This window comes from Cryobacterium algoritolerans (assembly GCF_004402785.1).
Taxonomy (GTDB): Bacteria; Actinomycetota; Actinomycetes; order Actinomycetales; family Microbacteriaceae; genus Cryobacterium; species Cryobacterium algoritolerans.
Genome location: NZ_SOFP01000021.1, coordinates 1 through 20174, shown reverse-complemented (window position 1 = coordinate 20174; position 20174 = coordinate 1). Strand labels below are relative to the sequence as shown.

General features: G+C 63.1%; 22 protein-coding genes. 13 read left to right on the top strand and 9 right to left on the bottom strand.

The genetic code is table 11. The features are described 5' to 3' along the window. On the top strand, positions 1-718 hold a 718-nt coding region (locus E3O19_RS04555; protein WP_134565641.1), incomplete at its 5' end, for a DDE-type integrase/transposase/recombinase. Positions 719-1029: 311 nt separating this feature from the next. Next, complete coding sequence (locus E3O19_RS04550) at positions 1030-1512, top strand: exodeoxyribonuclease X C-terminal domain-containing protein (RefSeq protein WP_134565639.1); 483 nt, start codon at positions 1030-1032, stop codon at positions 1510-1512. A 543-nt stretch (positions 1513-2055) separates the two neighbouring features. Here the strand turns inward: E3O19_RS04550 and E3O19_RS04545 are convergent. Further along, positions 2056-3267 (bottom strand): IS4 family transposase, encoded by a 1212-nt coding sequence (locus E3O19_RS04545; protein WP_134565637.1) that lies wholly within the window; start codon positions 3265-3267, stop codon positions 2056-2058. Between the two features lie 426 nt (positions 3268-3693). On the opposite strand from E3O19_RS04545, the gene E3O19_RS04540 reads away from it, so the two are divergent. From E3O19_RS04540 to trpS, 6 genes are all read left to right on the top strand, one after another. Then, positions 3694-5118: an alpha-amylase gene (locus E3O19_RS04540; RefSeq protein ID WP_241981188.1), complete on the top strand. Its 1425-nt coding sequence runs from the start codon at positions 3694-3696 to the stop codon at positions 5116-5118. 646 nt (positions 5119-5764) lie between these two features. Further along, positions 5765-6334 (top strand): TetR/AcrR family transcriptional regulator, encoded by a 570-nt coding sequence (locus E3O19_RS04535; protein ID WP_134565635.1) that lies wholly within the window; start codon positions 5765-5767, stop codon positions 6332-6334. Between the two features lie 86 nt (positions 6335-6420). Next, complete coding sequence (locus tag E3O19_RS04530) at positions 6421-6912, top strand: FBP domain-containing protein (RefSeq protein ID WP_134565634.1); 492 nt, start codon at positions 6421-6423, stop codon at positions 6910-6912. 96 nt (positions 6913-7008) lie between these two features. Beyond that, complete coding sequence (locus tag E3O19_RS04525; RefSeq protein ID WP_420898580.1) at positions 7009-8175, top strand: IS30 family transposase; 1167 nt, start codon at positions 7009-7011, stop codon at positions 8173-8175. A gap of 142 nt (positions 8176-8317) precedes the next feature. Further along, entirely contained in the window at positions 8318-8554 is a 237-nt protein-coding gene (locus E3O19_RS04520; protein WP_134565630.1) for an alpha/beta fold hydrolase, read from the top strand. A 182-nt stretch (positions 8555-8736) separates the two neighbouring features. After that, positions 8737-9777 (top strand): tryptophan--tRNA ligase, encoded by a 1041-nt coding sequence (trpS, locus tag E3O19_RS04515; RefSeq protein ID WP_478213368.1) that lies wholly within the window; start codon positions 8737-8739, stop codon positions 9775-9777. A gap of 367 nt (positions 9778-10144) precedes the next feature. On the opposite strand, the gene E3O19_RS04510 is transcribed toward trpS, so the two are convergent. The 5 genes from E3O19_RS04510 to E3O19_RS04495 all read right to left on the bottom strand — a co-directional run bounded on the left by E3O19_RS04510 (position 10145) and on the right by E3O19_RS04495 (position 12713). Further along, a complete protein-coding gene (locus tag E3O19_RS04510; RefSeq protein WP_134565628.1) occupies positions 10145-10540 on the bottom strand; it encodes a hypothetical protein in 396 nt (131 codons plus the stop codon). Then, on the bottom strand, positions 10537-10689 hold the full coding sequence (locus E3O19_RS17660; RefSeq protein ID WP_166804455.1) for a hypothetical protein: 153 nt from the start codon (positions 10687-10689) through the stop codon (positions 10537-10539). Before E3O19_RS17660 ends, E3O19_RS04510 begins: the two co-directional genes overlap by 4 nt. Then, on the bottom strand, positions 10682-11218 hold the full coding sequence (locus tag E3O19_RS04505) for a hypothetical protein (RefSeq protein WP_134565627.1): 537 nt from the start codon (positions 11216-11218) through the stop codon (positions 10682-10684). Before E3O19_RS04505 ends, E3O19_RS17660 begins: the two co-directional genes overlap by 8 nt. A gap of 168 nt (positions 11219-11386) precedes the next feature. Further along, positions 11387-12190 carry a hypothetical protein gene (locus E3O19_RS04500; protein WP_134565625.1) on the bottom strand — a complete coding sequence of 268 codons (804 nt, stop codon included), beginning with the start codon at positions 12188-12190 and terminating at the stop codon, positions 11387-11389. Further along, on the bottom strand, positions 12180-12713 hold the full coding sequence (locus E3O19_RS04495; RefSeq protein ID WP_166804454.1) for an RNA polymerase sigma factor: 534 nt from the start codon (positions 12711-12713) through the stop codon (positions 12180-12182). Before E3O19_RS04495 ends, E3O19_RS04500 begins: the two co-directional genes overlap by 11 nt. Before the next feature lie 557 nt (positions 12714-13270). On the opposite strand from E3O19_RS04495, the gene E3O19_RS04490 reads away from it, so the two are divergent. Both E3O19_RS04490 and E3O19_RS04485 read left to right on the top strand, forming a co-directional pair. Next, positions 13271-13867 carry a P-loop NTPase family protein gene (locus E3O19_RS04490; protein ID WP_134565621.1) on the top strand — a complete coding sequence of 199 codons (597 nt, stop codon included), beginning with the start codon at positions 13271-13273 and terminating at the stop codon, positions 13865-13867. A 734-nt stretch (positions 13868-14601) separates the two neighbouring features. Next, on the top strand, positions 14602-15153 hold the full coding sequence (locus E3O19_RS04485) for an OsmC family protein (RefSeq protein ID WP_134565619.1): 552 nt from the start codon (positions 14602-14604) through the stop codon (positions 15151-15153). 185 nt (positions 15154-15338) lie between these two features. Here the strand turns inward: E3O19_RS04485 and E3O19_RS18215 are convergent, their stop codons facing one another. Beyond that, entirely contained in the window at positions 15339-16115 is a 777-nt protein-coding gene (locus E3O19_RS18215) for a GNAT family N-acetyltransferase (protein WP_241981186.1), read from the bottom strand. Between the two features lie 104 nt (positions 16116-16219). Here E3O19_RS18215 and E3O19_RS04475 point away from each other — a divergent pair, with 104 nt between their 5' ends. Further along, positions 16220-16630, top strand: coding sequence for a GNAT family acetyltransferase (locus E3O19_RS04475; protein WP_134565617.1), 411 nt, complete (start codon positions 16220-16222; stop codon positions 16628-16630). A 180-nt stretch (positions 16631-16810) separates the two neighbouring features. Then, positions 16811-17365, top strand: a complete 555-nt coding sequence (locus E3O19_RS04470) for a DUF6578 domain-containing protein (RefSeq protein ID WP_134565615.1) — start codon at positions 16811-16813, stop codon at positions 17363-17365. 70 nt (positions 17366-17435) lie between these two features. On the opposite strand, the gene E3O19_RS04465 is transcribed toward E3O19_RS04470, so the two are convergent. After that, the gene (locus E3O19_RS04465; RefSeq protein ID WP_134565613.1) at positions 17436-17774 is read right to left on the bottom strand and encodes a hypothetical protein; all 339 of its coding nucleotides are present in this window, start codon (positions 17772-17774) and stop codon (positions 17436-17438) included. Next, the gene (locus E3O19_RS04460; protein ID WP_134565611.1) at positions 17771-18244 is read right to left on the bottom strand and encodes a prevent-host-death protein; all 474 of its coding nucleotides are present in this window, start codon (positions 18242-18244) and stop codon (positions 17771-17773) included. The genes E3O19_RS04465 and E3O19_RS04460 overlap by 4 nt, the downstream gene beginning before the upstream one ends. 544 nt (positions 18245-18788) lie before the next feature. On the opposite strand from E3O19_RS04460, the gene istA reads away from it, so the two are divergent. Then, a complete protein-coding gene (istA, locus tag E3O19_RS04455) occupies positions 18789-20114 on the top strand; it encodes an IS21 family transposase (RefSeq protein ID WP_134565609.1) in 1326 nt (441 codons plus the stop codon). The last annotated feature ends 60 nt before the right edge of the window (positions 20115-20174 follow it).

The following is a 20174-nucleotide window of genomic DNA, read 5'->3' as shown; positions in this document are numbered from 1 at the left end:
GAACAAGCAAGTCAAGGAACGCCGACGCCTGGCCCGTCACCCGGCCCGGGCGATCCCGGAACTGGTCGCCACCGGCCCCGGCCAGGTCTATACGTGGGACATCACGAAACTGCCCGGCCCGGTCAAGGGCAAGTACTACGACGCCTACGTGATGATCGATATCTACTCCCGCTACATCGTCGGCATGAAGGTCCATCCGGCCGAGTCCGCAGTCCTCGCCGCCGAGATGATGAGAGAGACTTTCTCCATCCATGGCACCCCGCAGGTCGTCCACGCGGACCGGGGCACGTCGATGACGAGCAAGACCGTCGCCGCGCTCCTCTCGGATCTGGAGGTCACCAAGTCGCACTCCCGGCCCCGGGTCAGCAACGACAACCCGTACTCGGAGTCGTGGTTCAAGACGCTGAAATTCGCCCCAGTGTTCCCGGAACGCTTCGGCAGCCTCGGCGATGCCCGACGGTTCATGAACACCTTCGTCGAGGGTTACAACCACAGCCACCGGCACACCGGGATCGGGCTCAACACCCCCGCCGACGTCCACTACGGCCTCGCCGCCGGCAAAGCCGCCGAGCGGGCGGCGACCCTCGACAAAGCACGGGCCCGAAACCCGGAACGCTTCAGCACCAACCTCGACCCAAAGATCCTCGCCACCCCCGACGCGGCCTGGATCAACAGGCCCGCCGAACCACAAGAGGTTGACCCGAAACTAGCTGCTTAAACTCACGCTGGCCTCATCCACCTTGACAAATTCCGATCTTCCCGGGCGTCGATACGGTCATGTCGTAACTCTATGGCTGCTCACTGACGACCTCAACAGAGCTTTGATCTGTCGTCACCGCGGCCTGATCCACGGATGCGCCCCGGGATACAGGCCGCGACGCACGCCTGAGCGCCCTGAGATTCCAGTGCTCCACCACTGACACGTGCCGCCTCGACACGCGTCCCCACAACGATCCCTCCCACGAAACGCCTGGCACTGCCGACGGCTTCGTGGTCCACCCTGAGACACAATCGAGAAACGAGAATCACATGTCCGAGATCGTCAGAGTAGAAGACCCGCCGATGATCCGTTTCGGCAAGCACAGTGGCAAGTCCGCGGCCGAGGTGATGACCACTGATCCTGCGTACGTGCAGTGGGCGCTTGCCCAGCCCTGGTTCCAGGAGAAGAACCCGACGCTCGTTCAGTTCTTCGTGAACGGCAGTGTTGCCGGCTTGGGCGGCAGTGGCATCGAGCCGGCAGAGACCCCCGAGCACAACGCGCTCCAGGCGAAGTTCACCCAGGACGCGTACTGCCTCGCCGCGGTTGCCATGTTCTCTGCGGGGCAGAAGATTCGCACCGCCGATGCACAAAAAGCGGGTGAGGAACTTGCTGGGCCAGCGCTTGCACATCGCGTCAGGTCGGATCACCCGAAGATCACCGACAGGCACTTAGAGCTGAATGCCTGGGACGTGACCCTAGGCGCGTGTGTTAGTAACGCCTCTTCGAAGTTGATGCGACGAGATTCGGGCTGATTTGGCCGCAGCGGGCGGGGCATTGCTGTGGCGGTCGTCGAAGAAGTCGAATATCTTCCGGAGGTTCAATGAGACCGCGGCGAGGATGGCAGCGAGGTAGTTGAAAGCGAACCCGCGGCCGAAGCGTTTGCTCACGTTGGCGAGGTCTTCGAAGTTCTTCGACTTCGGTGTTTTGGTCGCGGACTCGACGACGCTGCGCATGCCGAACTACTTCCGGTGTTCAGGAGACTTGAACGCGAATTTCTGGAGGTGCTTCAGCGGCAATCGCGGGTCCTGATTCCTCGCGGCGGGTGCTCCAGCATCCTGCGGAATGGTGATGCTCGCTGGGGTCTGGGGTTTAACCCAATACCGTTCAGTTAAACGTTTTGAATGGTGATTTCTGAGGCGTGCAGGGGTTGTGGCCATTGTGCGTGGTGGAGGCGTTTGGCGGGCCACTTCGAGATCTTGCGCTTGATGACTCGGGAGTTTGATCTTCGTCGGCGAGCGGGGTTCAGCCGTCGGACGAGGGCGAGTACTGCATGACGCCAGATGGCCGTGGCGTGATCAGGGCGCGGAGGGGGAAAAAGTGCCCTGAGCCACGGAGCGGCGGGCGATTCGAAGAGCGGCGACGAACGACACCCGGTCCGGGTCGCGGTGGGCGTGCTGAGCCGCGTCGATCATGAGCGTGCGGATCGCGTAGTGGCAACAGAGGTGGCCCCAGATTTCCTGTTTGACGAGGTCTGGGGATTTGGACCGCATCACCATGCGGGGGCCGCGTTGATGCGTTTTCAACTCGTCGAACACGGACTCGATCTCCCACCGTTCGGAATACACGGTCGCCAACTCTTCCGCCGAGGCCTCGTCCGGATCCAGGATCGTGGTCAGTAGCCGGTAGGCGTCGGGATTATCGCGTCCATCGTCGATCGTGTAGTCCACGACCCGCACTATCAATGGCGTCGTCGTCTGCCGCCCGGGGCCCGACGTCGGGATGATCTTCGCCAGCCAGGACCCGTCAGCGAGGGTCTCCTGATACCGGGGGCGGAGGTTCGTCTTGACCCGCCAGAGCAGGTCAGCGCCGGTCGCGGCCGCCTGCGCCCACAACCGGAAGCCATAGAAGCCGCAGTCGGCCAGAACCAGCACGCCCGGCTGGAAACGCCCCGCGAGCTCCCGGGAGAGTTCAATTTCCGACGTCGTGCACGGGCCTATCACTGCGTCCAGAACGGCATGCGTTCCACACTCCGCCAACGCCACCAGGCGTGCTTGCGGGAAAGCGGACTGCTCCCCCCGACTGACCGGCGGGCGGCCAAAGAACTCAGCATTCACCACACTGTCGGCCAGGTCCAGGACTGTTCCATCAATGGACATCAAACGTCGCCCCGCCAACCAAGACCCCGGCGTGTTCGGCCCCGCCAGCGGTCGCGCGACGCGGGCAAACAAGTCCCGCACCGGCTCGAACCCCAGGCGACGACGCGCCTGGAAGATGGCCGACTTAGACGGTGGCACGAACATCTCGGACCAGCCCGAGGACCACGACAATCCATCCGTCAGCTGAGCAAACACATCCTCGTAGGACGCTTCGGCATACAGACCCATCCCGATGGAGAAATACGCCATCACCCGCGCCGGCAACGCCCTGTTTCGCCGCTCCGTCCGCCCCGCCGCCTTCACCACCTCGTCGATGACATCCGCCGGAAACACACGGGTCAGCAAACCGACCGACACCAAATCCGACAACCGGCGATCAGAGACCGGCTTCACCCACCCCGTACGCGCCATACCCCCAACGCAACACGGGCAAGCTTAACTGAACGGTATTGGGGTTTGACCCGCTTCCCGTTAGCACGATCAATGGCCATGTAGGTGCCGGGTGTGGGATAGATGAAGCGTTGGAATCCGTCCTTGTCTGGTCGGCCTTTCGGCTTCATCGCCTACGGACTCTTCTGTCGGGCAACTTCCGACGAGGGTGAGGGCACCCCTCGCCAGCGTTCCGGAAGGATTCCACCAGCCCTCGGGCGAGTGGTAAGGGGCTGGCGCACAATTCCTCGGCATGCGCTTGCACTATTGCAAGCGCTTGCAGTAGCGTGACTCGAGGGTTCAGCACCTCGTTTGCCGAGTTCCGCTTCCGCGGCTCGCTCGCAATCGCCCATTCCCAATGGAGTGCGTCGGCGTGGTTCGCTGGCTCGCGCGACAAGGAGTTTCATCGTGCGCAGATCAACCCGTCCGTTGTTTGCAGCGGTGGCCGGCCTGGCCCTCGTCCTGACTCTGAGCCTCGATGTAGGAGTGACAGCGCCCCGGGCGGATGCGAGTCCGCCGGGTGCCAAGGACGTCACGGCGACGCTCTTCGAGTGGTCCTTCGCATCGGTCGCCCGGGCCTGCACGGATACCCTTGGTCCCAAGGGGTATGGATTCGTCGAGGTCTCGCCGGCCCAGGAGCACATCCAGGGCTCGCAGTGGTGGACCTCCTACCAGCCGGTCAGCTACAAGATCGCCGGGCGACTCGGCAACGAGGCCGCCTTTTCGAGCATGGTCAGCACCTGCCACACCGCCGGTGTCAAGGTCGTGGCCGACGCGGTGATCAACCATATGAGTGCGGGTTCCGGCACGGGCACGGGGGGCACCGTCTACAGCAAGTACGACTACCCGGGCTACTACCAGAACCAGGACTTCCACTCCTGCCGGACCCCGATCACCAACTACAGCGACCGCTCCAACGTGCAGAACTGCGAGCTCGTCGGCCTCGCCGATCTCGACACGGCGAGCACCTACGTGCAGTCGACCATCGCGGCGTACCTCAACCACCTCAGCGCCCTCGGCGTCGACGGTTTCCGGATCGACGGCGCCAAGCACATCGCCGCGGCCGACCTCTCCGCCATCAAGGCAAAGCTGACCAACTCGAGCGTCTACTGGGCGCAGGAGGTCATCGCAGGCGCGAACGAGGCGGTCCAGCCGGGCGAATACACCTCGACCGGCGATGTCGACGAATTCCGTGGGGCCTTCGACCTCAAACGCATGTTCACCAGCGACAAGATCGCCTACCTGAACACATGGGGCGAGTCCTGGGGCTACCTCGCGAGCAACAAGGCGCGGGTCTTCGTGGACAACTGGGACACCGAGCGCAACGGCTCGACCCTCAGCTATAAGGACGGCAACACTTACACGCTCGCGAACATCTTCATGCTCGCCTGGCCCTACGGCTCGCCCAACGTGTACTCGGGCTATGAATTCAGCAACACGGATGCCGGCCCACCGACTGGCGGCACGGTCAACGCCTGCTACAGCGACGGCTGGAAGTGCCAGCACGCCTGGCGGCAGATCGCGAACATGGTCGCCTTCCGCAATACCGTGACGGGCACCTCGGTGACGAACTGGTGGTCTAACGGCAACAACGCGATCGCCTTCGGTCGGGGCAGTGGGGGCTTCGTCGTGATCAACCACGAGGGTGGCGCGATCAGCCGGACGTTCCAGACCTCCCTGCCCGCGGGAAGCTACTGCGACGTTCAGCACGGCGACCGCGGCGCGGGCGGCTCCTGCTCGGGCCCAAGCTACTTCGTCGCCGCTGACGGAACCTTCACCGCTACCGTGGGCGCTGGAGACTCGATCGCCCTGCACGCCGGAGCCCGCACGTAAGTGGATAGCCAACGCCGTAGCTAGGGTTTCTGCGGCCTCGATGACTGGCCAACACCGACGTGCATTCCGTCTCCACGTGGCGATCGCGATGTGCGTTGACGGTCGCCCCGACCAGTTCGTCGCGGTCGTACGCGCCAAACACGCGAAAGCCCCGGTTCCAGAGGTCTCGAGTGGCATCGGCATCCAACAGCTCGTGCGAGGTGGCTGGCGTGAATGGGTAGTCGGCGTTGTTTGTCTTTTCCGGCTCATACAGTTCGGCCGAGGAGGTCACAGTCAATTCGGAAACGCTGAGTCCGGCAGCCTGAACTCGCGAGTGCGCCTGGCGGAAGTTCGACAGATTTGGCGGATCCTTCAGTTCAAGCCGGGCACTCCAAGATCGGCCGATGACAGTGAATCCTCGTGCCTCCAAGCCCTCTCGCTGTGAATCAACGTCTCGCAACACCAACCCTCTACGGGCTGTGACCTCGGGGGTGCGTGCGCGCGTGCTGAGCTTGCATTGCGTGTGTGTTGGCGCCCATCTCGGTGCGATGGCTCTGCATCGAGTGACTGCTATCCGAGAGTAAGACTCCTCACCGACATCAAGGAATTACCTAGAGGCATTAGGCAAATACATTGCTATCGTAGGAACGGGGGAAAGGTGGCCGTCATGGCACGAATAGGGCTGACGACGCAACGCGTGACCTTCGCAGCGGCTGACCTGGCTGACGAGATCGGTTTCGAGGGCGTGACCGTCTCGGCTGTTGCGCGCATCCTCGGCGTCAGGGACGCGAGCCTCTACTCCCACATCAAGAATGTGCGGGACCTCAGGACGAGGGTGGCCGTGCTGTCATTGGCCGAACTCGCCGACCGAGTCGGTGCCGCATTGGCTGGCCGTGCAGGCAAGGATGCGCTGGTCGCCTTCGCCAACGCCTACAGGGCTTACTCAAAGGAACATCCCGGGCGATACGCAGCAACACTGCTGGAGCTTGGTCCTGAGGTCGCCGCGGCCAGCGCGGCGGGTAGGCACGCGTCGATGACCAGGGCCATCCTCCGGGGCTACGCACTCGAGGAGTCGGACCAGACCGACGCGGTGCGGCTACTGCACAGCGTGTTCCACGGATACGTGAGTCTGGAATGTTCCGGTGGCTTTCAAAACACGCAGCGCGCAGCGGATGCATCGTGGTCCAGGGCTCTGGACGCCCTCGATGTTGTCCTGAACAACTGGCCGCCGGCCTGACGACACCGTTTAGCGCTCCCCACCCAGGACCCCACCACTCGCAATCCACGGATCAGCGACACAGACAGAGAAGGCATCCGCATCTCATGCTCCAGCTCACCGCCACAGACATTCGGTCATCATTCATCAATTCTTCACTCAGGGAACGAAAGGCGCTCACCCTTCCCCGGGACCTCGAAAACCTGCCATGGGACAACCTCGACTACCTCGGCTGGCGGGACCCCAAGATCCCGGGAATCGGATATGTCATCGTTGAACTCGAGGAGGGCCTGGTCGGTATCCTGCTTCGTCAAGCCGACGGGAAGACAAAAACTCGGCCCCAATGCTCGTGGTGCGAAGACGTGCATCTCCCGAACGACGTGGTGTTCTTCAGCATCAAGCGGGCCGGCCAGGCAGGGCGCAACGGAGACACGGTCGGCACTCTCGTATGCGCCGGTTTCGAATGCTCTGCAAACGTCCGCAAGCTCCCCCCGGTCGCCTACATCGGCTTCGACCTGGAGGCAGCGCGACAGCGACGCATCGAAGCGCTGGGAACACACGTCCGCAACTTCGTACGTAGTGTCCGGGACGGAAAATAGGGACGCCCGCAAGCTAACGGCGGGCTCAACCGGTCGTCGCAACACCCGCTTGATCGTGAGGTGTTGTCCATGTGGTTGAAGCATGAGTTGGTTGAAATGCAGGCTCGATTCTGGGTGTTGATGGCCCAAGGCTCGACGCTGACTTCGGCATGTGATGCTGTGGGGGTGAATCGACGAACGGGACGGCATTGGCGCCAAGCGACCGGAGGACGGGCCCCACTTCCTAAGCCGGAACTGTCAGGGCGATACTTGAGTCTGGAGGAGCGACTCCGGATCGCGGACTTACACCTGACCGGCGTCGGGGTCCGGGTCATCGCCGGCCAAGTCGGCCGGTCGGCCGCGACGATCAGTCGCGAGCTGACCCGAGGTGGGTCCAAGACCGGCCCGCGAGCCCGGACCAGGTATGCGCCCTATGCGGCCCAGAAGCAGGCCGAGCTTCGCGGCCGCCGCCCCAAGGCCAGCAAGTTCGACCATCCGGAACTGGCATCCTTGGTCCAAGCCAAATTGTGCGTGAAATGGAGCCCGGAGCAAATCAGCGATCACTTGGCTTCGGCGTTCCCAGACCGGCAGGAGATGCGGGTGAGCCCCGAGACGATCTACCGGGCCCTCTACGTTCAAGGCCGCGGCCACCTGCGCGCTGACCTGCACCAACACCTGCGCACCGGCCGTGCAATCCGACGTCCGAGACGACCGGCCGCGAAGAACTCTGGCAAGATCCCAAACATGATCATGCTCAGCGAGCGACCCGCAGAGGTCGCCGACCGTGCCGTGCCTGGCCACTGGGAGGGCGATCTGATCCTGGGATCCAACTGCCGGTCCGCGATCGCTACCCTGGTCGAGCGTCAGACCCGATTCACGATGCTGGTCCACCTCCCCGGCGACCACAGCGCGATCACGGTCCGCGAAGGCCTGCTGGCCGCCATCAAAACGCTCCCCGTGCAGCTGGCCAAGACCCTGACCTGGGACCAAGGAACCGAACTCGCCCAGCACCGCCAGATCACCTTGGCCACCAAGATGGCCATCTACTTCTGTGACCCACACTCGCCCTGGCAACGAGGAACCAACGAGAACACCAACGGGCTGCTGCGCCAGTACTTCCCGAAAGGCACCGACCTCGCCACGCACTCACCCGAGCGGCTGCTCGAAGTCGCCACCGAACTCAACAACCGGCCCCGCAAAACACTCTGCGGAATCACCCCCGCCCAAGCCATGCAACGACTACTCTCAAACCTACAAAAGCCCATCGTTGCGTCGACCACTTGAAACCGCCAACCCCCTACGGGACGCCGAGTTCTACAACGATGTTGAGCCGCCGCACCACGATCGCGATGCTCGTGGCGCTGGAGGTCCCGGAGCTTGGCCCTCGTTCGCCTTGATTGGAAACGCCCGGTTCAATGCAGGCGTCATGGTCGCGACAATAAACGAGGCTATTCGACCCCGCGGGGACGAATGGGAGAGCGTCACTGCCCCGACGCTCGTGGTTTACGGAGAAAAGGGAGTCTTTACCGCCGAGGAGAAGTCTGAGTTCGTGGACAGCGGCCGCGAAGTGCGACGCGTGGACCTCGCCGGAGCATCACACGATGCACACCTCGATGCCTTCAATTCTTGGATCATCGCCCTGCGGACGTTTCTCCTTAGCTGAGATCGCGCCCGTGGAGGGTCGGCGCGCACCGAGCGTGAGGCTAGGCTCATGTCATGACTTTCAACCGTTCCTCGTGGTGGTGGCCGCGCTAGCAGCCGGTTGAAGCATGTTCACGGGCTGTACGCAGCTCGTGGACCTCAGGTCAGGACTTCGTACAGCCCTCCTATTTCAAGGAGTGCAAAGTGGAATCCCTTACTGCCATGGCCGAGCGTTCGGCTGTCGTCGCCCGAGATGTTGACGCCCATCCGGAGCGTTTTCGAGTGCTTACTGGTGAGCGACCGACCGGTCCGCTTCACCTTGGCCACTATTTCGGCACCATCAGTGAACGTGTCAGGCTTCAAGAGGCTGGGGTCGAGACGGTTCTGGTCTTGGCTGACTATCAGGTCATCACCGACCGGGACACGATGGCGAACGTCCGACAGAACGTCTACAGCGCCGTGCTCGACTACCTCGCTGCGGGCCTGGATCCGGAAGCAACGACAATTTTTACGCACTCATCAGTGCCAGCCCTGAACCAGTTGATAATTCCGTTTCTGAGTCTGGTGACGGAGGCCGAGTTACGTCGGAATCCGACCGTGAAGTCGGAACTCGCCTCCTCGAATCGAGCCCTGAGCGGTCTTCTTCTCACCTACCCCGTGCACCAGGCCGCTGACATCCTTTTCTGCAAGGGGAACCTCGTCCCTGTCGGAAAAGACAACCTGCCTCACGTGGAGATGACACGTGTGATCGCGCGCAGATTCAACGAGCGATATGGAGATGTTTTCCCGGTGCCCGACGCATTGATCACAGCGTCGCCGGAGATCCCCGGGCTGGACGGTCGCAAGATGTCAAAAAGCTACGGAAACGCGATCGCCCTGTCGATGACCGAGGATGAAACCGCGGCAGCCATCCGGAGAACTATCACCGACATTGACCGTCTGATCTCCTTTGATCCGCAGAGTCGACCAGGCGTCTCGGCACTCCTCTCGACGGCTGCGCTCTGCCTCGGCAAACGACCGGAGGAAATCGCGGCGCAGATCGGGGACCAAGGCAGCGGTGAACTGAAGCGCCTAACGACCGATGCGGTCAACAGCTTTCTTGCTCCCATTCGAGCACGACGTGCCGAACTCGCGCAGGATTCAGGGCTAGCTTCCGAGGTGCTTCGACGTGGCAACGATCGCGCTAACTCCATTGCTGCAACGACGCTGGACGAAGTGAGAACCGCCATGGGCAGCCTCTACTGATGTCACCACACCTGCCTCAGTTCGGCTTGAGAACGAGAGCCAACGCGAGGCCCACAAGCCGAACCCTCAACGCGGCGTATCCGCGGCGCATCAGATCCGCGCATCCTCAAGTCGATGTGCGTCTCTTGGAGCATCGCTAGCTTCTCTCGACGTAGCGGGCCAGGTAACTGATTGCCGCCGGTTTGGCAGCTGGCTCAGGTGGCCGCGAGAGGGCAGACGTAGGGCGTAGTCAACCTAGCTGGACAAACAACATCGTCGCGAGGGCGCTCGGCATGGCCAGTGAGGTCACGCCAGCCAGCATGGATGGGCGCCTGCTCACCGTCACGGGTTTCGCGGGCGAGAAGAAGCCGAAGGCGAGCGCAGCAATTTATGTGACGAGAGTGAGTATCGGCAACCATCTCCAGGCAATCTGCGCACGGAGCTGCCTTTTAGTCGATGGCGCCGTTGCATCCATCTGGAGGAAACTGAGCGTGAGAATCACCAGGAATCCTGCGAAGAGGAACAGGCCGATGCCCGCAACCGACACACCCCAAGCCGCGCACATCCGCCGTCGGCTTTCTCGGAACCGCCCAGACGCCAGCATTGCAAGGACCGCTCCGAATACGGTCAACGCCGTCTTAGCGATGGCGACCACATCTGCCCTGAGGACGGCTTGTCCCAGGGCAGACGACGCCTGCCCTGCCACACATGCTGCGAGCAATACCGAAGCGACAACAACGGCCGCAGCGAGCTGCGAAACAACCGTCTCTCCGCGATTGGTCATGGCGTGGGATCCGAACCAGCCTTGTTGGGCGTGCTTCCATCGACCGTCGACGGAGTACTGGCGCACCCGGTCAGGACGGCGGCCACGATGATGTTCGAGGTGGGGGTCAGGGTGAGTCGGCGGGAATCAATCACTGCGTAGTCAGCCATAGAGGTGTTCGGGCGTTTGTGGGCATTGTTTGTAGATGCCCTGGCCGAGGGGCCCCGGGTCGACGTGCGCATAGGGCTTCCATGCCACGGTGGCGGGGCCCTGGTCGGTGTAGTTGGCCATGAATGATTCCAGCGTCGGTGGGGTATCGACCGGGATGTGGGCGGACTCCAGGCAAGACGTGAGCACCGTAGTTTGGTACTGGTAGAGGTACGTGATCTGCGACTCGTTCAGGGGCACCGAGTTCTTCGGGTCGCTGGGAAAACGCGTGTTGCAGACGTAGTCCGCGATCGCGTGACGCTCTTCATCGCCCTGCGCCACGTATGACTCGATGCCGCCGTTCGGGCTTGCGGCCGCGGGGACTCCTGCATCGGTCAGGCAGGCGGCGATCACCGACGGGATTTCATCCAGGCTCAGGAATCGTTCCCGCGTTGCCATCGGCACGGCCACGTCGGGGTAGCTTGCGACGAATCCGTCGCGCAAGGCGGTTTGCGCCTGATCGGCCAGCGCCTGCCGGGCGGTTGCGGTCATCACTGGCGGGGTGGGGGCTGGGATGGGCGTAGCCGTCGGTGCAGATGGCGGCGCGGTGACGCATCCGCTAAGAAGCAATACGCCCAGGACAAGCGCGAGGCCCTTCCCGGCGGCTCGCAGCGGGCGTCGTGCCGGTGGAACGTGTGGCGTGGTCACGATGGTTTCCTGTCAGAGGTAGAGGCGGAAGCTGCCGAGAATGGTGGTGCCGTCGCTGCCGGAGAGCGGGAACGGTTGGCCGTTAGGGTACTTGGCCCGGAAGGCGGTAAGCCAGTCGAGAACGGCCGCGCCACTGAGGTCGGTCGGGGGCGCGGTCAGTTTTGTTCTCAACACGTAGCCTTGCACCGGCTGGCCGTGTTCGTCGTCGCCGACGGCGAAGAGCAGGTCGGGCACGTTTGTGGCGTCTGGGCCGGGCGTGCCGAATGTCTGGCCTCGATCGTTGTTGGGGTAGTCGGCGGGGACGCGGTTGACGTAGCTGGCATCCACCCCGTATTTTCCGCCTGGGGTCGCTGTGATCACGAGCACTCTCGGAACCGACGCGTCGAGGAGCGGGAATTCGGCCGTTTGTGCCGTGAGCCCTGCCCCTGACCCGTCCTGGTACTTCATCGTCATCTCCGCCCCAGGGACCCCAGGGATAGTCAGGGTGTAGCTGCCAGTGGTCAGGGTGGTGAACGTGACCCGAAGGCAGTTCGCGGGGAAGTCGGGAACCGTGAGCGGGATCGTGGCCGGCCCGGAGCTCGGCTCACCGGTATTGAGCACGCCGGTCGCGACCGCCGTGCCGGCCACGGTTCCCAAGCCCAGCAGGGTGACGATGACGGCAATCGTGCCGCCGCGACCGAGACCGGATCGCTTGCGGGGTCTGCGCTCAATGCGGGTGAGCACCGTGGCTTTCATCTCGTCCACGAAGGCGTCGAGCTCCGCTCCGACGGGCGGTTCGCTGGGATGCGACCGACCCTTGCCGTGTTCACTGTTCATTGTTGCTCACCGCCGTTCTGATTAGGGTTCGGGCTCGCTCCAGTCGTTTGCCTACCGCCCCCACGCTTGCGCCCACGATCACAGCCGCCTCCGCGTAGGAACGGCCCTCGATCAGGCACAACTCGCAGATGCGTCGGTCCAGGCCATCGAGAGACTCGATCTCTGTCAAGACCCAGCGCAGGCGCTGCGCCGCGAGGGCGCGGTCTTCGTTCACCGCCACATCCGCCAGACCATCCGGGAGAGATTCGGTTCGGTGATTCGCTTTCTTCCGACGGAGATTCAGCGCGTGGTTACGACAGGTCACAAGCAGCCAAGGCAATGCGGAGGACTCCGCGATCGTGACCCAACTAGCTTTGTTCCACGCCGTCACGAACGTGTCCTGCACGATGTCCTGCACATCCATCCGGTCCGAGACCAGCGCCCAGGCATAGCGCGTAAGCGCCCGGGAATGCCGATCGAATAGTGCGCCGAATGCCCGACGATCCCCCGTCGCGGACCGGTGCAACAGCACCCGGTCCGACACCCCCACAGTCTCCATAACCACCCCCTTGACTATTGAATGTCATCGCCGAGCGATTCATGACAAATTGCCCCTGATCGGGATCGTGATTGAATCACGAGTCAGATGCCGCGGGCTCCGTCGTTGTGCAGTGTCCGTAACGCGCCAAACACGTGTGGCGAGGTACGCACCCCTATCGGTCCCACTGGGTTCATTGACGAATCCCAGCCAGAGGTACGAGTGGGAAGGGGCATCACCGTCGACGGCCTCGCCGTCCCCCCGCGCCGCTCGGAGCACGGTCTTCCCAGCGTGGTCGAGGAATCTGACGCACTTGGACAGCAGGTGGCCGGAGGCAACTGACAGTCGAGCCAACTGCGCGCCCGCATGCCGGACCTCTAGGACGCAGATTCGGCGCCAACTCGCCGAGTTCCGAAGTCCCGGGGGAGCGGCATTTGGGAACGGTGAACGCACTAAACGGCCCAGACACTTGCGAGCAGTGGTTGCTGACAATCACCGGCTCGGGAATTCCCACGGCGCAAGGCTGAGCCAGTGTCGTGACCGAGCATGTTTACACTTAGTCGATGCTCTCCCACGACGGCGCCCTCCCTCATCGCCCACGTCGCGTACTTGTTGCGGGCGTTTCTGGCGCGGGGAAGACCACTCTTGCCGCGCGGATTGCTGTCATCACGGGCGGGCCACACACTGAAATCGACTCGCTATTCCATGGCCCGAATTGGGTTCCTCGTCCGGAATTCCTTGACGATGTACGGGCCTTTATCACTGCCGCTTCCTGGACGACAGAGTGGCAATACGGCGCCGCTCGGCCAATGCTTGCCGAGCGTGCGGATTTGCTCGTATGGCTGGATCTCCCCTTCATGCGAGTGACGCTTCCTCGAGTGATCCGCCGCACCATCCGTCGCCGGGTTCACCGTGAGAAATTGTGGAACGGCAATGTCGAGGCACCCTTCCGCACGTTGTTCACCGACCGTGAGCACATTGTGCGGTGGGCTATCTCGACCAGGCGGAAGTACGACGTGCTGGTGCCGCTGCTGGAGTTGGAGTACCCACACCTTGTCGTGGTTAGGCTGCGATCGCAGAATGACGTCGAGCGCTGGCTGGCCGGGGCGCTCAGCGCAGCGATCCGGTCGTCGCATCACCGGCACACCGGCCGGGATTGAGCCCATTTGCGCCTTCGAATGCCGGTTTGTCTCCAACCCATCACAGGTGATCTGCCCGCGACGCCGACGCGATCCGGCTCCACTGATGTCGGCAGCAGGACTGTCCGCGGACGAGAGATCTTCTTGAGCTGAATCCGCTGAGGCGGTGCCGGTCGTCTACGGCCGATACTCTTTTGGCGGCGGCGATGTTGGCAAATCGCCTGGGGCAGCTCGGCCTCCGAAAGTCATGGTGGCGATCGAGGACAGCCCGGCACCGATGCCCTTGGCAAGGAAGGACAGGATTGCCCCCAGTATTTGCCATAGGCCAGTATGGCCACGTGACTTAGTCATGCGGTGCCCCGATTTCCAGGTCGTGTGCGTCTCGGCGTCGAGAGCCAGCACGATCGCGCGGCTACTTCGCGGCGCGCAGTTGTCTCTCTACGAGGGTGACCAACGCGTATCCAATGGACACAAGTACAAGATCGTCTTCACGTCTCCACTGCAACCAGTTCCGACGCTGCTGAAAGGGCGTGACATTCTCCCCTCACGCGTGGGCTCATCCGCTGTCCCGCAAGACGGAGGTTGAGCGCACCCTGGAAATGGCGCCGCCCGTGGAAGCGCTGCACCGCGTGCCAGGGCCCACCGAACCGATCCTCACCTACGAGGGGTGTGCAAGAAGGCGCAGTGTTACGCCGGGAGTCCCGCAGTGACGCAGCGCTCGTCGCGAGCCGCGGCATCCGCAGTACTGTCGGCGGATGACTCTCCTCGACGCATCCCCCGTAACCTCCGTAACCGCCGACGAGCGCGCCACGCGGCTCACCGAGGCCGGCACCGCCTGGGGGGAACGAATCGCCGCCGATGTGGCCAACGGGCAGCTGACCTACCGCGTACGCGGCACGGGCGAGGGCTCGGTTGCGTCGACAATCACCGCAGGCAAGCACAGCTTCCGGGTGGATGAGCCAGCAGCGCTCGCCGGAGACGACATCGCCGCCAGCCCCGTGGAGTTCGCACTCGGAGCACTCATTTCCTGCCAGATCGTCGTCTACCGCCTCTACGCGCAAGCCCTGGGAATCCGGGTGGACGAGATCGACGTGAAGGCCGAGGGCGACCTCGACGCCCGCCGCCTGTTCGGTATCGAGAAGTCTGTTCGCGCCGGCTTCACCGCGGTGCGCCTGGACGTCACCATCACGGGCCCGGAGACAGACGCCCGTTACCGGGAGCTGCGGGCGGCGGTCGACGCCCACTGCCCCGTGCTCGACCTCTTCGCAAACGCGACGCCGGTGTCCGTGAGCGTCGCAAAGGCCTAGAACTCACCTGGCGTTTCTGAACCGGTTTTCATTTGGCCTTAGAAGTGGCGAAGGCATGTCTTCGAACTGCAAATGCATTGGCGTACGACGAACCTTGAGTGACGCGCACGGAGCGTGAATTGCGGAGGCAGGAGGTTGCCCAACTGGGGTGCCACGGAGGGGTAGCTGTTGAGCCGGGCGAGTGGCTATAGGCCGATCACGGAGTAGCGGCGTTCGATTCCCGCGGTGGCGTGACCCCACTCACTGGTGGCGACGCGTTCCTGGTGGGCTTCAAAGGCGGATGCGTGCTCGAAGCGTTCCTCGACCTGCCACATCAGGGGATTGCTCGTCCGGGTGACGTTGAACGAACGGCATCCCGGTTCGGCGCGGGTGAGGGCAAGGTGCAGTTGTAGGTGTTCCCGGACGGTTTCCGCTTGGTCCTGGGTGTGACAAACAAGCTGCCCGTTCAGGAGCACCTCGCTGCCGAGTAGCTTCTTTTTCATCTTGTAATTGGTCAGCCGCACGCCGGCCGTCACTGGGTGCTGTTCTGCCTCGACGGTGAATCCGGAGCGCTCAAAGAAGGGGCGGGCTGTGATGCTGACGTCAGCTGTCAGCTCTGTCAGATGCTCCTGGCGCGCGCGGGCCTCCACGTGGTCGATCAGTTGCCGTGCTACCCCTCGTCGCAGGTAGCGAGGGGCGACGAACATCATGTCGATATATCCCTCAGAGTCCACGTCGGAGAAGCCTGCTGGCGTTCCATCCATGGTTGTCACGTAACTGTTCCGTTCCTGCATCGCGGTATGCCAAGCGGATTGCTCGCGCGCTTCTGGCCGAGCCCATGCCTGAATCTGCTCCGGCGAGTAGTCGGCGGCAGCGGTTTCGGTCACTGCGGCAAGGAAGATGGCCAACGTGTCTGCGGCATCCGCGTGACCATACGGTCGAATGACAACGACCGGCCTGTCGGTACTTGTGTTCAATTCCACAGAATCAGCATCCCACGGCGACTGTTCATGACCGTGCGGCACTTTCGGTGACCGGTCGTCGACAACGGTCCTAGTTTGCTTCCCAATTCCGGCAAGCTGGAGCTATGCGAATCTCCCACCTGACTTCTGCAGACACGGAGGCCGTCATTTCGCTCTGGCACCAAGCAGGACTGACCCGACCTTGGAATCCGCCCGAGCGGGACCTGCAGCGCGCCCTCGACGGCGATACTTCCACGGTCTTTGGAGGTTTCGTCGATGAGCGGTTGGTTGGCACCGTGATGGTCGGGGAAGACGGTCACCGTGGTTGGATCTACTACCTCGCCGTGGATGAGAGTCAGCGCGGAACCGGGCTGGGGCGACAGTTGATGACGGTTGCCGAAGATTGGCTTCGCCAACGAGGCGCCGTGAAGGTTCAACTCATGGTCCGCTCAGCCAACGAGGCAGTGCTGGGCTTCTACGACCACCTCGGCTACGAAGACGCCGACGTCCAGGTGCGATCGAAATGGTTGGTGTAGCGAGCATCCCGCAGACCGAAGGTTAATTCGCTCTCCTGCGGATCACCACCCACGATGGCCAAGCACGGACACTCGCGTTGTGACCCACAGGGCCAACCCTTATCGGGCGTTCCGACGTCAGATTGACGCTGATGACTGAACGTTCTCGCCAGAAGGAATGAATGTTCGTACCCTGGTTCCATGACGAGCCCCAGAAGCGAGCGATCTTCGGCGACGAGTCCGCAGAGCTCACGCGTCGCTTCCCGCGACGGGAGCAGCCACGAGCATCTCGTCTTCTCCTACGAACCACTCCTGAGAAGCGACGAAGAGCCGGTTGATGCAGAGGACATCGTGCCAAGCAGGGGGCCACACGAAACCGATGTGTGGTTGACAGAGTGGCAGGTCGCCGAGGACGGCTTTGACGTCGCAGTCGATCAACACGTCGATTGGGCTCTCGTGCCGATGGATCAGAATTGGGTGGCCCGACTGTTCGCCGGCCGCCGAACAGTCCCTTTACAGCGTGACGTCTATGCAGAGGCAACCCAGGACCTTTCCGAACCCTTGGTTTGGACTCATCTATCCGGTCATGTGGCTCGAATTGATCAGATCTCGGTTCGGTACTACCCGTCGGAAGTCCCAGAGGAGCGCGGGGTGGCTGAAACCGGGGGTGCCATGCAGCACAGTGTGCTCAGCCTGCGAAAGCCGCGCACATTCCACGGTGAGCTTGTCGGCTGGATAGTCCGAGTCCAGGGGTAGGAGATTGCTAAACGGGATCTCCTGCGGGCGAGATCTCAAACAGCTCGAGGCCGCTAGCGATCGCTCACGCCTACTTCGTTTGGTTCGGGTGCCTCGTGAACACATGGACAATCTTCACTGTTCCGCCCTCGATGTAGAACCAAATGCGTGCGCCCCCAGAGAGTTCGTACTGCCATTGATCGTGTTCGACGCCGTCACGAACAATCGTTGCGAGTTGGCCCTTGAGCTGGTGGCATTTGGGGTCCGACTGGTTCGGGGCCTTCGTGAGCCGGTTCCAGGCGTCCGCGGCTGAGCTTTTCTGGGTAGCGACGATATCGCGCCATCCAGTCACGGCTTGACTCGTCACATGCTCGATGGCGAATTCTGATGATTTGAGGGGGCGAGCGACGAGCCCCTTCTTCGGGGTCATTGGGCGCGGGGCTTCTTGACCGCCACAGGTTCACGAAGCCAATCCGGTTCTTCCTGTCCCCAGCCGGCAGCAACAGCCTCTGCAGTGTTCTGCCACGCCTTGATCTCAGTGAGTATCCGCCCCGGCTGATTCACAACGAATGCGCCACGAGCCGTGTCGATGATGTCCTGTGCGCAAGTTCTCTGATCCTGAGCGCTGAGCAGCTTGATCCAGGGAAACGGTCGTGCGAGGCGATCCTCCAGCGTGCCTCTGTCATCCAGTGACACGGCGATCAGCTGTGCGGCGACCTCGAGGATCCGTTCATGGGCAGCCGCTTCACGCTTCGTGGTGAGAATCAACGTTTCGCCATCGCGCCGAGTGACTTCGACGGGTGCTTCCTCAGCGGCAGCGAAGACTGCAGCTGAATTCCGGGACAATTCCGACGACTGGACGACGCGTCGCTCTGCAGGTGTGAGTGTTATTGAAGCCATATACAGAGTGTATTCCGAATGTGTTCTGAATTCAACGACAGCGGGTCGGACGACAGGGTGCCTCTCGTGGCTCCTGTCCCAGTGCCCGAAGCCGAACCCTCAACGGTCGGCAACTCCTGAGAGTTTGTTCACAGTTGAGGGGTCTTAGTTGTTACAGGATGCAGGTCAGGAACCCGGTCATGCATGGTGTCCAGCCTTTCAACGCTGCCGTCGAGTCGCGGGTTGTTCGGCCCGGTCAAGCGGGCCCGGAACCGCTGGTGTGGCGGCTTCAGTTCTGGAGGTTCGCGTTGTGCAGCTCCGCGGCCTTCTTGGGGCTGGCGCTCATTGTGTTCCGCACGGGCTCATGCGCGCGCGGCTGACTCTTCCCGCACCAAGCGGGACAAGGTGTCGACCGCCACGTCGCGCCCGTGACGGCGCTCACTGAAATTCCCCAGTTCTGCTCACTGAAATTCCCCACTCCGGGTCGCTTCCGCACATAGAAGCGGGCGTTCCTCGATGCTGATGGTCTTCGACCACGCACCAGCTCGAGAAAGGCCCTGCTCCTATGCTTTCAGAGGAGGACGACGTGGACATCCACGCGCTCAAACGGCAAGGGATGACGATCAGTGAGATCGCCCGCCGCACCGACCACGACCGTAAGACCATCCGCGCCTATCTGGCCGGACAACGCACCCCGGGAGTGCGTCAACGCGCCGCCCCGGACCCGTTCGACGCGTTCATCGACTACGTCACCGCGAGGCTGACGGAGGACCCGCATCTCTGGGCGGCGACGCTGCTGGACGAGCTCGTCCCGTTGGGCTTCGAGGGGTCGTATCAAACCCTGACCCGCCAGATCCGAGACCGGAGCTTGCGGCCGGCTTGCACTGCCTGCGCGCACGTGACGAAGCGGCCCAACGCGATCATCGAGCACCCGCCGGGCGAGGAGACTCAGTTCGACTGGGTCGAGCTGCCCGACGCCCCGTCCGGCTGGGCGTTCCCAACCAAACGTGCTTACGTGCTCGTGGGTTCGCTGGCGCACTCGGGGGTTTGGCGGGCGGTGATTTCCCCGTCGATGGACCTGCCCCACCTGCTGGCGGCGATGACGGTCCTGCTGAGCCTGCTCGGTGGGGTGACGAAGTCCTGGCGGTTCGACCGGATGAGCACCGTGTTGAAGGCCGGGACGAGTGATCTGACGCCGATGTTCGCCGCGTTCTCCAAGCACCACGCCGTCACCGTCGTGGCCTGCCGGCCCCGGTCGGGCAACCGCAAGGGCGTGGTCGAGAAGAACAACCACACCGCCGCGCAGCGGTGGTGGCGCAACCTCCCCGACGACGTCACCCTCGAGCAAGCCCAGCAACGCCTTACCGCGTTCGCGACCCGGCAAGACGGCCGACGCCGCGAGGGCCGCGACGGGTCAACGACGGCCGCGGTCATGTTCGCCGCGGAACGGCTCAAACCCTTGCCACCGACGCTGTTCCCGGTCGTCGTGACCGAGCAACGCACCGCGACACGGCAGGCGCTGATCGATTGGCGCGGCAACCGCTACTCGGTCCCGCCGGAACTGGCCGCAGCCCGCGTCGTCGTCCATCAACGCCTCGGCGCGACGACCATCGACATCGCCACCACCTCCGGGGTCGTCCTCGCCCGCCACACCGTCGCGGAGGCCGGCCTCGGGGTCACGATCCGCGACAGCGGACACGTCACCGCCCTGGAGACCATCGCCCTGGCCTCCGCGCCTCCCGGCCGGCCACACCGGAAGAAGGAACGCATCCCACCCGGCACCGCGGCACGCCGCGCCGCGATGGCGCTGACTGGCAGCGCCGAACCCACCACCGTGATCAACCTGGCCGCTTACGAGGCGGCCGCGAAGAACAGGAACACCCTCCGATGAACACCCCACTCACCACCTCGACCAACCCGCCGGCCATGGCCACCACGACACCGGCGAGCG

Bases quoted from the DNA above. Each gene is read 5' to 3' on its own strand.
- E3O19_RS04550 (WP_134565639.1), top strand. From the start codon at position 1,030: ATGTCCGAGATCGTCAGAGTAGAAGACCCGCCGATGATCCGTTTCGGC.
- E3O19_RS04545 (WP_134565637.1), bottom strand. From the start codon at position 3,267: ATGGCGCGTACGGGGTGGGTGAAGCCGGTCTCTGATCGCCGGTTGTCG.
- E3O19_RS04535 (WP_134565635.1), top strand. From the start codon at position 5,765: ATGGCACGAATAGGGCTGACGACGCAACGCGTGACCTTCGCAGCGGCT.
- E3O19_RS04530 (WP_134565634.1), top strand. From the start codon at position 6,421: ATGCTCCAGCTCACCGCCACAGACATTCGGTCATCATTCATCAATTCT.
- E3O19_RS04525 (WP_420898580.1), top strand. From the start codon at position 7,009: ATGCAGGCTCGATTCTGGGTGTTGATGGCCCAAGGCTCGACGCTGACT.
- E3O19_RS04520 (WP_134565630.1), top strand. From the start codon at position 8,318: ATGGTCGCGACAATAAACGAGGCTATTCGACCCCGCGGGGACGAATGG.
- E3O19_RS04510 (WP_134565628.1), bottom strand. From the start codon at position 10,540: ATGACCAATCGCGGAGAGACGGTTGTTTCGCAGCTCGCTGCGGCCGTT.
- E3O19_RS17660 (WP_166804455.1), bottom strand. From the start codon at position 10,689: ATGGCTGACTACGCAGTGATTGATTCCCGCCGACTCACCCTGACCCCC.
- E3O19_RS04505 (WP_134565627.1), bottom strand. From the start codon at position 11,218: ATGACCGCAACCGCCCGGCAGGCGCTGGCCGATCAGGCGCAAACCGCC.
- E3O19_RS04500 (WP_134565625.1), bottom strand. From the start codon at position 12,190: ATGAACAGTGAACACGGCAAGGGTCGGTCGCATCCCAGCGAACCGCCC.
- E3O19_RS04490 (WP_134565621.1), top strand. From the start codon at position 13,271: ATGCTCTCCCACGACGGCGCCCTCCCTCATCGCCCACGTCGCGTACTT.
- E3O19_RS04485 (WP_134565619.1), top strand. From the start codon at position 14,602: ATGACTCTCCTCGACGCATCCCCCGTAACCTCCGTAACCGCCGACGAG.
- E3O19_RS04475 (WP_134565617.1), top strand. From the start codon at position 16,220: ATGCGAATCTCCCACCTGACTTCTGCAGACACGGAGGCCGTCATTTCG.
- E3O19_RS04470 (WP_134565615.1), top strand. From the start codon at position 16,811: ATGACGAGCCCCAGAAGCGAGCGATCTTCGGCGACGAGTCCGCAGAGC.
- E3O19_RS04465 (WP_134565613.1), bottom strand. From the start codon at position 17,774: ATGACCCCGAAGAAGGGGCTCGTCGCTCGCCCCCTCAAATCATCAGAA.
- E3O19_RS04460 (WP_134565611.1), bottom strand. From the start codon at position 18,244: ATGGCTTCAATAACACTCACACCTGCAGAGCGACGCGTCGTCCAGTCG.
- istA (WP_134565609.1), top strand. From the start codon at position 18,789: ATGCTTTCAGAGGAGGACGACGTGGACATCCACGCGCTCAAACGGCAA.